General features: G+C 52.0%; 10 protein-coding genes. 9 read left to right on the top strand and 1 reads right to left on the bottom strand.

Annotated elements, in window-relative coordinates:
* The first annotated feature begins 5 nt into the window (after positions 1 to 5).
* The 9 genes from HPY90_RS13665 to HPY90_RS13625 all read left to right on the top strand — a co-directional run bounded on the left by HPY90_RS13665 (position 6) and on the right by HPY90_RS13625 (position 8,760).
* Positions 6 to 137, top strand: a complete 132-nt coding sequence (locus HPY90_RS13665; RefSeq protein ID WP_287195290.1) for an EAL domain-containing protein — start codon at positions 6 to 8, stop codon at positions 135 to 137.
* Between the two features lie 123 nt (positions 138 to 260).
* Positions 261 to 1,013 (top strand): GntR family transcriptional regulator, encoded by a 753-nt coding sequence (locus tag HPY90_RS13660; RefSeq protein ID WP_287195286.1) that lies wholly within the window; start codon positions 261 to 263, stop codon positions 1,011 to 1,013.
* Positions 1,014 to 1,038: 25 nt separating this feature from the next.
* Positions 1,039 to 1,689 carry a cobalamin B12-binding domain-containing protein gene (locus tag HPY90_RS13655; protein WP_287195285.1) on the top strand — a complete coding sequence of 217 codons (651 nt, stop codon included), beginning with the start codon at positions 1,039 to 1,041 and terminating at the stop codon, positions 1,687 to 1,689.
* A gap of 275 nt (positions 1,690 to 1,964) precedes the next feature.
* Positions 1,965 to 3,407: an SLC13 family permease gene (locus HPY90_RS13650; RefSeq protein ID WP_287195288.1), complete on the top strand. Its 1,443-nt coding sequence runs from the start codon at positions 1,965 to 1,967 to the stop codon at positions 3,405 to 3,407.
* 10 nt (positions 3,408 to 3,417) lie between these two features.
* On the top strand, positions 3,418 to 4,827 hold the full coding sequence (locus tag HPY90_RS13645; protein WP_287195283.1) for a uroporphyrinogen decarboxylase family protein: 1,410 nt from the start codon (positions 3,418 to 3,420) through the stop codon (positions 4,825 to 4,827).
* A 50-nt stretch (positions 4,828 to 4,877) separates the two neighbouring features.
* Positions 4,878 to 5,510 carry a cobalamin B12-binding domain-containing protein gene (locus tag HPY90_RS13640; RefSeq protein ID WP_287195279.1) on the top strand — a complete coding sequence of 211 codons (633 nt, stop codon included), beginning with the start codon at positions 4,878 to 4,880 and terminating at the stop codon, positions 5,508 to 5,510.
* A 170-nt stretch (positions 5,511 to 5,680) separates the two neighbouring features.
* The gene (locus tag HPY90_RS13635) at positions 5,681 to 7,054 is read left to right on the top strand and encodes a uroporphyrinogen decarboxylase family protein (protein WP_287195281.1); all 1,374 of its coding nucleotides are present in this window, start codon (positions 5,681 to 5,683) and stop codon (positions 7,052 to 7,054) included.
* A 50-nt stretch (positions 7,055 to 7,104) separates the two neighbouring features.
* Complete coding sequence (locus HPY90_RS13630) at positions 7,105 to 7,737, top strand: cobalamin B12-binding domain-containing protein (RefSeq protein WP_287195279.1); 633 nt, start codon at positions 7,105 to 7,107, stop codon at positions 7,735 to 7,737.
* Between the two features lie 165 nt (positions 7,738 to 7,902).
* Positions 7,903 to 8,760 (top strand): dihydropteroate synthase, encoded by an 858-nt coding sequence (locus tag HPY90_RS13625; RefSeq protein ID WP_287195277.1) that lies wholly within the window; start codon positions 7,903 to 7,905, stop codon positions 8,758 to 8,760.
* Between the two features lie 210 nt (positions 8,761 to 8,970).
* On the opposite strand, the gene HPY90_RS13620 is transcribed toward HPY90_RS13625, so the two are convergent.
* Positions 8,971 to 9,196: hypothetical protein (locus HPY90_RS13620; RefSeq protein WP_287195275.1), on the bottom strand; the 226-nt coding region annotated here is incomplete at its 5' end.

The raw sequence follows: 9,196 nt of genomic DNA, 5'->3' as shown, positions 1-9,196 counted from the left end.
ATACCCTGGGAAAGAAGACCATCGCCGAGTTTGTGGAGAGCGAAGATGTCCTGAAAACACTGCGGGAGCTTGGAGTGGACTGCGGCCAGGGGTACTTCCTGGGCAGGCCTGCCCCTCTTCCCGCAGGGATGATTTAGTTTTTCCGTTTAATTTTTTTTATTTTTTCTATTGACACGGGTTTGGAATTGCATTATGATAAAAGTACAGATGTCTAGACATAAGGATGAAGCATCACATGGTCCCATCTGGAGAGAAGCGTTATGCAGGATGAAATGTCCATTGACAAAAACTCCGTCATTCCGATTTACTATCAGCTGGCCAAGTATTTCGAGAAGCAGATCCGCCACGGGGAATTGAAGCCCGGAGAAGCCCTCCCGCCGGAAATGGAAATTGCCTCACGTTTTGGCATCAGCCGGATGACCGTACGTAGAGCCATCTCCGAACTTGTCGCAGCAGGCATGGTGTATACCCAGCAAGGCAAGGGAACCTTCGTTGCCAGGCCCAGGCTGGATAATGTTGTCTTTGAATTAAGTAATTTTAACGAGGAAATTAAAAAGCGAGGGTTGAACCTTCAAGCCACGATCCTCGAAGCCAAAATTGTTAAAGCTGACGAAAACCTCAAGGCAAAGCTGGGAGTTGAATTCAATACCAGGTTCCTCTTTTTTCGCATCGTGCTCGCAGCAGACGGTGAACGCCTTGCCTACGAAACTAAGTACATTATTTATACTAAACAAAAACCCATCCTCGAGTCCGAATTAAAAGACCCCTCCTTGTCGAATCTCGTCGCCATTCACAGCGATTGCTTACCAGTAAGTTCCAAGAAGGTTTTGCAGGCATCCGTAGCAAATAAAGAAGAAGCGTTAATATTAGGAATCAGTCCTAACGCTCCGGTTTTTCTGATCGAGCAAACCATATACGATCTGAACGGAAAGCCGATAGGCTGGGGAAAGTCGATTTATCGTGGCGACCGGTATAAGTTAACCAGTTACGACGGCTGGTATGCAAAGGACTAAATTTCGCCTAAAGGTGGTGTGGGCCGTGGAGGACGAGCTGGTTAGAGCGATGGCCAACCTTGACGAAGAAAAAACTCTTGCTCTGGTGACCGAAAGAATCAAGGCGGGTACGTCGGCTCTGGAAATTGTCGAAAAGTGCAAGCGGGGAGTAGAAATTGTAGGGAAAAGATACAGCGAAGGGGTCTACTATCTTTCCGACCTCATTATGTCGGAGGAAATCTTCCGCGGGGTCATAGAAATTATCGAGCCCTATTTTCCAAAAGATGTCGCGGAAAACGGGATTTCCATCGTAATGGGGACGATTGAAGGGGACATCCACGACCTGGGAAAAAACATTGTCATCTACTTCCTGCGGTCGACCGGGTTTCGTGTCTACGATTTGGGAGTGGACGTGCCTCCAGAAAAGTTCGTCGTTACTCTAAACCAGACCGGCTCCAGAGTTTTGGGAATCTGTGTCTTGCTTACTTTTTGTATCGGTTCCATCAAAAAAGTTGTGAAGCTCCTGGAAGAAGCGGGCATGAGGGACAGGGTCAAAGTGGTCATCGGCGGCTACCCTGTCAACCAGCAGGTAAAAGACTACACCGGGGCAGACTACTACGCCAACGACCTGGTAAAGGCGATGGAAATCTTTAGAGGAATTGCCTCCGAATTAGGAGCCAGGGCTGTTGTGGGATAACCCCCGGGTGCCCACTAATAGGAGGCGGGGTCGTCTTTTCGGGGAGAGGCTGAAGGCAGGAGAGGTTCTGGTTGTCGGGTTTATGGTTTAGATAAATATGTCTAGACATCTTATCATTATCATTTATTTGTCTAGACATAATGATGATAATAGCTTGGAAGGGGGTCAGCTTATCGGGAGAGGTTCGTAGAAAATATTCAAACCGGGCCGGTTGGGATGACAGTTTTGCAAGGTCGGTTGTTAAAAAACTGACGGGAGGAGGAAAAGAGTTGAGTATGGCAGAAACCCAACTTGTTCAGAGACCCTATTTTAATGTAAAAACTTTTGGTTTTTGGGTTGTTGTACTGGTTGGTCTTGTGGTAGGTTTTACAAATCCCTGGGCACCCGGCCTGACCCCGCTCGGGCACAAGGTGCTGATGGGTTTAATCATTGCTGTAGGTCTCTGGGTTTTTAAACCGGCAAACATTCCCTTCTCAGTTTCCGGTTGCTTGCTCATGATGATTTACCTTTTTTACGGTATCAATCCGACCAAAGTTTTTTCGGGCTTTACAAGCAATGCTCTCTGGGTACTCATCCCCGCACTCTATTTCGGCTTTGTTTTAGCGAAAACAGGTCTGGGCAAGCGCATTTCTTATCTGGTCATCAAGGCTTTTAAACCTTCTTACGCCGGGCTCATGATCGCCTGGGTGATTATCGGACTGCTCCTGTCGGCGCTTACTCCTTCGATTGCAGTCAGGGTTGCCATTGTGATGCCCTTGGCCTTAAGTTGTGTTGAGGTTTGTAAGTTAGAGCCCAGATCACCCGGAAGAGCCTTAATTCTGCTCACCGCCTGGGCAATGGCGCTCCTGCCGGGAACAGGCTGGCTGACAGGGTCTCTATGGGGTCCCATCGTCATGGGGATGTTCAACGCAACCCCTGCTTTAAACGGACTGATTACCTTTGACTCCTGGAGCAAAGTTGCTTTCCTGCCGCTGGAGATCATGAGCTTGCTACTGATTGTCGGCGGGTATTTTGCGCTCAGGCCAGCGCAGCCGATTTCGATTTCTAAAGAAATTTTCGAGGCGGAGTACGCCAAGCTTGGACCCATGAGCCGCAGCGAGAAAGCCGCGGGCATGATTCTGCTCATTTGCTTTATCCTCTTTGCCACCAGCCAGATCCACCACATACCAGATGCTGCCATCTGCCTCGGCGGGTTGTTTGCCCTTACGGCTGCTGGTGTCATTAAGACGCAGGAACTTGGAACCGGAATCAGTTGGGACCTCGTTATCTTTATTGGAGTTGCCATGAGCCTGGGCGCAGTTTTTGCCGATGCCGGAGTTTCTAAGTGGTTGTCCAGCGTCCTGGTTCCGATGCTCGATCCCATTTCCGGAAACTCCTGGATTTTCGTCTTTGCGGTTGTTTTCTTCCTGTTTCTTTGGAGGTTTATCGATATTGCGGTACTCATCCCCACCATGGCTATCGTTACCCCGATTATCCCCGAAATTGCTGCAAGCTACGGCGTAAACCCGCTAGTTTGGATCACTATCTTTGTAATGGCAGGAAACTGCTTCTTCTTAAGCTACCAGAACATGTTTGCATTGATTGGGGAATCAATAGTTGGCGATAAAGGCTGGACCCCTGCGCAGTTTGCGAAGTATGGTTTTGTGTACTTAGTTGCCTGTATCGTAGCGCTCTTGATCGCAATTCCTTACTGGACTTCGCTCGGGATGTTTGATTAAGAGGCTTGTAGTGTACAACAATAAGAATTATATGGAGGTGGCAGGCGTGTCGGATGAGGTGAGAGAGCTATTTAATGAAAGGTTAAAGCGTTACCAGGCGGCCATCGCCCTGGCGCCTACAGATCGCATTCCTATTGCGCCTGGTACCAACTATTTCGCCGAGGTTTACAGCGGGTTTACGAACCAGGAGTACATGTACGACGCTAGTAAATGGATCGAGGCGGACAGAAAGTTCATTCAGGACTTCCCGGAAACTGATGTGTTAAGAACAACCAGGGTTTGGGGGCCCATTCAGGACGTACTTGGTTTTAACACCTATAAATTGCCCGGCAGGGAATTGCCTCCTTGTGTGCAGTTTCAGTTCATTGAAGGAGAGCGGATGAAGCTGGATGAATACGATATCCTGATCAGAAACCCGGCTGAGTTCCTCTTTGAAATCTTCCTCCCCCGTGTCTTTAACGAGATGAGGGAGCGCGGTTCGATCCGTTCTTATGTGGCTTTCCTTAAAGGCGGGCTAGCTCAAGGTGTTTGGAATAACCTCCTGAAGTCCCGGGCACAGTTTTTAGAAAATGAGATGGGAATGCCGTTGGCCTCGATGGGATTGATACTGGCTCCCTTTGATGCTCTTGCAGACGGCCTCAGGGGCCTCAGGGGGATCATGGTCGATGTTCACAAGAGACCGGAAAAAATCCTCGAAGCGTGCGAAACCCTGATTCCCGAACTTGTGAACGCTGCCCTGGCCGCCGCCGATCCCCTCAGGCGCTACCCTATCTTCATGCCGCTGCACCGGGGCTGTTATCCCTTCCTCTCTCCGAAACAGTTTGATGAGCTCTACTGGCCATCCCTGAAAAAGACTGTCCAGATGCTGATCGACGCCGGTTACACGGTCAGGGCATACCTGGAGGGGAACTGGGGCCCCAACTGGCACCACTGGAGAGAACTCCCGAGGGGGAAGGTTCTCCTGGACATTGACGGCCCGGGTGACATTTTTAAGGCCAAGGAGGACCTCGGCGGCTACCAGTGTATTGCCGGCGGGTTGTCCGACTCTCTGCTGGTGCTGGGCACTCCTGACGAGGTGCGGGAGCGGGTGAAGCTTTTGTGTGAGACCGTCGGAAAGGACGGCGGGTTTATCATTAGCGGCGGTTGCAACATTCCTTATGACACCAAACCGGAAAACTACCGTGCAATGATCGATGCGATCCTGGAATACGGCAGATACCGCGACAAGACCGAATTCGAGGTGCAGTGCAATCCCAACCCGCCCGCCGGGTGGCAGCCTCCTAAGCAGAGGATGATTACGCCCTGGGAGGTCAAAAAGGCGGAGCTCGGCGAGATCAAGGGGGATGAAGACCTGATTAGGATGCATTGGGAGATGTTCGAGCGCATGGCTTATAACTGGCTTTGGAATTGGACCTGGTAGCTCTTCTTAAAAAAGACTTTTAAAAAAGACTTACGAGAGGAGGTCCCAGAATGGCAAACCTAACAGAACTTGCGCAGGCGCTTGTGGAACTTGATGAGGAGCGTGTTTTGGAACTGGTCGAGCAGAAAATTGGTGCCGGCGAGCCTGCTTTAAATATTATCCAGGAGTGCAATGCGGGAATGGCCAGGATCGGTGAACGCTTCGAGGCAGGCGAGTACTTCTTGAGCGAGCTGATCTTTTCGGGAGAGATTCTGCAAAACGTCATGTCGAAACTCGAACCACTGCTGGTGCAGGCGGAAAAAGGAGACTCCCGGGGTACGGTCGTGATCGGGACGGTCAAGGGGGACATCCACGACATCGGGAAAAACATCGTGGTTACCCTTTTGAAGGGAGCAGGCTTTGATGTTGTGGATCTGGGGGTCGACGTCCCCACCGAAGCCTTCGTGGAAAAGGTGAGGGAAACAGGCGCGAAGGTGTTGGGGATGAGCGCCCTCTTGAGCTTTACTTTCCCCGAAATGAAGACCGTGATCGATGCCCTGAAGGCTGCTGGTCTCCGGGACCAGGTAACCGTAATCATTGGGGGCGCGCCCTGTAACGAGCAGGTCAGGGAATTCACCGGAGCAGACTACTACGCCATCGACGCTGTAACAGGAGTGAACATCTGCAGGAAGGTCTACGGTTAAGAGCGCGCAAGGAGCAACAGGCTGCTTTGTGTCGCTAGCCTGTTGCTCCTCCTCCATTATTCAGTCTGCGATATCCAGCAAGGCGCCTGGATCTCCGATAATTTGCGTCTCGTTGCGGTGCTTACCGTAAAAATTGCTTATACTTTGTAATGAGTTAGGGAGGGTTGAATGTGTCTGAAGAAAAACAAAGACTCTTTCAAGAAAGACTCAAGCGTTACCAAGGCGCCATTGCTTTGGCGCCGATCGATCGTGTTCCTATTGCTCCAGGTTCCAATTATTTTGCCGAGGTTTACAGCGGGTTGACACACTATGAGTTTGTTTATGACAACAGCAAATGGATGGAAGCGGACAAAAAATTTGTCGAAGACTTTCCCGAGGTGGATGCTTTAAGATCGGGGAGGATCTGGGGGCCACTCCACGATATAGTTGGATTTAATCTCTACAAGCTACCCGGGCGCGATCTTCCGGTCAACGTACAGTTCCAATTCATCGAAGGTGAGAGAATGAAGCCCGACGAGTACGATCTTCTCATCAACGATCCGGTCGAGTTCATGTTTGAAAGATTCCTCCCCCGTGCCTTCAACGAAATGAAAAACCGCGGCTCTGCCCGTTCCTACGCCGCCTTTTTAAAGGCCGGCATGGCCCAAATGGCCCTGGGTGCGGCCATGAGAAACCGCGCCCTGTACTTGCAAGAAGAGCTGGGCATGCCCCAGCCCATGACCGGCGTGATGCTGGCACCCTTTGACATGCTGGCAGACGGCCTCAGGGGCCTCAGGGGGATCATGATCGATATCCGCAGGAGACCTGACAAGGTACTTGAAGCGTGCGAGGCCCTGATTCCCGAACTTGTGAACGCTGCCCTGGCCATCGCCGATCCCCTCAGGCGCTACCCTATCTTCATGCCGCTGCACCGGGGCTGCTACCCATTCCTGTCTCCCAAGCAGTTTGACGAATTTTACTGGCCCTCGCTGAAAAAGGCGATGTTGATGCTGATCGACGCCGGTTACACGATCAGGGCATACCTGGAGGGGGATTGGGGCCCCAACTGGCACCACATCCGGGAGTTGCCGAAGGGAAAGGTACTCTGTGATATCGACAACCAGGGGGATATCTTCAAAGCAAAAGCGGATTTCGGGGACTGCCAGTGCATTGCAGGCGGCGTGCCGGACTCTCTCTTGATTCTCGGCACTCCCGACGAGGTGCGGGAGCGGGTGAAGCTTTTGTGTGAGACCGTCGGAAAGGACGGCGGGTTTATTGTCAACGGAGGGTGCGGGATCCCTTATAACACCAAGCCGGAGAACTTCCGCGCTCTGATCGACGCCACCCTGGAATACGGCAGATACCGCGACAAGACCGAATTCGAGGTGCAGTGCAATCCCAACCCGCCCGCCGGGTGGCAGCCTCCTAAGCAGAGGATGATTACGCCCTGGGAGGTCAAAAAGGCGGAGCTCGGCGAGATCAAGGGGGATGAAGACCTGATTAGGATGCATTGGGAGATGTTCGAGCGCATGGCTTATAACTGGCTTTGGAATTGGACCTGGTAGCTCTTCTTAAAAAAGACTTTTAAAAAAGACTTACGAGAGGAGGTCCCAGAATGGCAAACCTAACAGAACTTGCGCAGGCGCTTGTGGAACTTGATGAGGAGCGTGTTTTGGAACTGGTCGAGCAGAAAATTGGTGCCGGCGAGCCTGCTTTAAATATTATCCAGGAGTGCAATGCGGGAATGGCCAGGATCGGTGAACGCTTCGAGGCAGGCGAGTACTTCTTGAGCGAGCTGATCTTTTCGGGAGAGATTCTGCAAAACGTCATGTCGAAACTCGAACCACTGCTGGTGCAGGCGGAAAAAGGAGACTCCCGGGGTACGGTCGTGATCGGGACGGTCAAGGGGGACATCCACGACATCGGGAAAAACATCGTGGTTACCCTTTTGAAGGGAGCAGGCTTTGATGTTGTGGATCTGGGGGTCGACGTCCCCACCGAAGCCTTCGTGGAAAAGGTGAGGGAAACAGGCGCGAAGGTGTTGGGGATGAGCGCCCTCTTGAGCTTTACTTTCCCCGAAATGAAGACCGTGATCGATGCCCTGAAGGCTGCTGGTCTCCGGGACCAGGTAACCGTAATCATTGGGGGCGCGCCCTGTAACGAGCAGGTCAGGGAATTCACCGGAGCAGACTACTACGCCATCGACGCTGTAACAGGAGTGAACATCTGCAGGAAGGTCTACGGTTAGAGGGTCTGGGTGAAGGCCGTTCGGGTTGAAAGCCTCTTCCCCATCCCGGGGCTTTCACCCTTTATTTTTTACGATCACTGGGCAAAGGACACGAAATCCGTGAAATAACTTAAAATGCAGCTTTTGTTTTGTTTATTGCAGTTCTCTCTCAACGGAGGTAGGGAGATGGAAACGAGAATATCCAGTAAAAATCAAGAAGTGACGATCGGAGGCAGCAGAAAAACGGTTTTTATCGGTGAGCGAATCAACCCGACGGGAAAGAAAAAAATGGCAAGCGCTCTGGCGAGTGGTGACCTCGACTATGTGCTCCGGGAGGCGAGGGATCAAGTAGAGGCGGGCGCCGATGTACTGGACGTTAATGTCGGAACCAGTGGAGTTGATGAAGTAAAACTCTTGCCGGAGGTGGTTAGGCTGGTGCAGCAAGAAGTAGATGTTCCTTTATGCATCGACAGCGGCAACCCGGCGGCACTTGAGGCGGCCCTGAAGGTGTACCAGGGAAAACCCCTCGTCAACTCGGTAAGCGGAGAGGAGCGCTCCCTGGAAAAAGTGCTTCCTGTGGTGAAAGATTACGGCGCAGCGGTGATTGCCCTGCCGCTTGATGAAAGAGGGATTCCGAGGGATGTGGAAACCCGCCTGACCATTGCAGATAAGATCGTGGAAAGATGTGCAAGCCTCGGAATTCCTCTTGAGGACGTAGTTTTTGACGGTTTAACCCTCTCTCTGGGGGTCGACAGCAGGGCCGGGGTCGTCACCCTTGAAACGATCAGGAAAATCAAAGAAAAATACGGTGTGAATCTCACCCTGGGGGCGAGCAATATCTCCTACGGCCTCCCCGGGAGGGAGATTATCAACGGCGTCTTTTTAGGGGTTGCCATCGCTGCGGGTGTCACTTGTCCGATTGTAGATGTGGCGAAGGTCTGCGCGAGCGTGCTGGCCGCGGATTTGATTCTGGGTTTGGATAATTATGGCCTGCGGTATATCAGGTACTGGCGCCGCCAGCAGCAGTCGAACGCCCAAAGCTGAGCCGTATTTTTTCCAGTGTCGAGAGAATTTAGAAAGGTGGGCGCTTTTAGAATTATAAGGCGGTTCCAATTCGGCTGGGCACCCCTTTTGCTTCATATGGGCAGCCTGGGTGAAGGCCGTTCGGGTTAAAAACCTCCCCCCTCCTGGGCGGCTTTTCACCCTTTTTTTGTGTTCGCTAGGCGAAAAACATGAAAAAAGCAGAAAAAAGCTTTATAGCTTTATAAAAGCCGTGAAATGGCGGATAATAAAATGTAGACCCCGGACCAGGGTCTGGAAGGGTGAAGGACGATCACGGGAAGACAGCTTGCTCTGCTTTGCCGGCTTGCCCGGCTCTACGGCGTAGAGACCGCCTACTGCGACGCTGCAGGCCGCCTGCAAAGGGCGGGCCCGCACTCCCTCCTTGCCGCGCTCCGCGCCCTGGGGGCGCCTGTGGAGC

This window comes from Syntrophothermus sp., assembly GCF_013314835.1.
Taxonomy (GTDB): Bacteria; Bacillota; Syntrophomonadia; order Syntrophomonadales; family Syntrophothermaceae; genus Syntrophothermus; species Syntrophothermus lipocalidus.
This window is presented reverse-complemented; position numbering and strand designations above follow the sequence as displayed.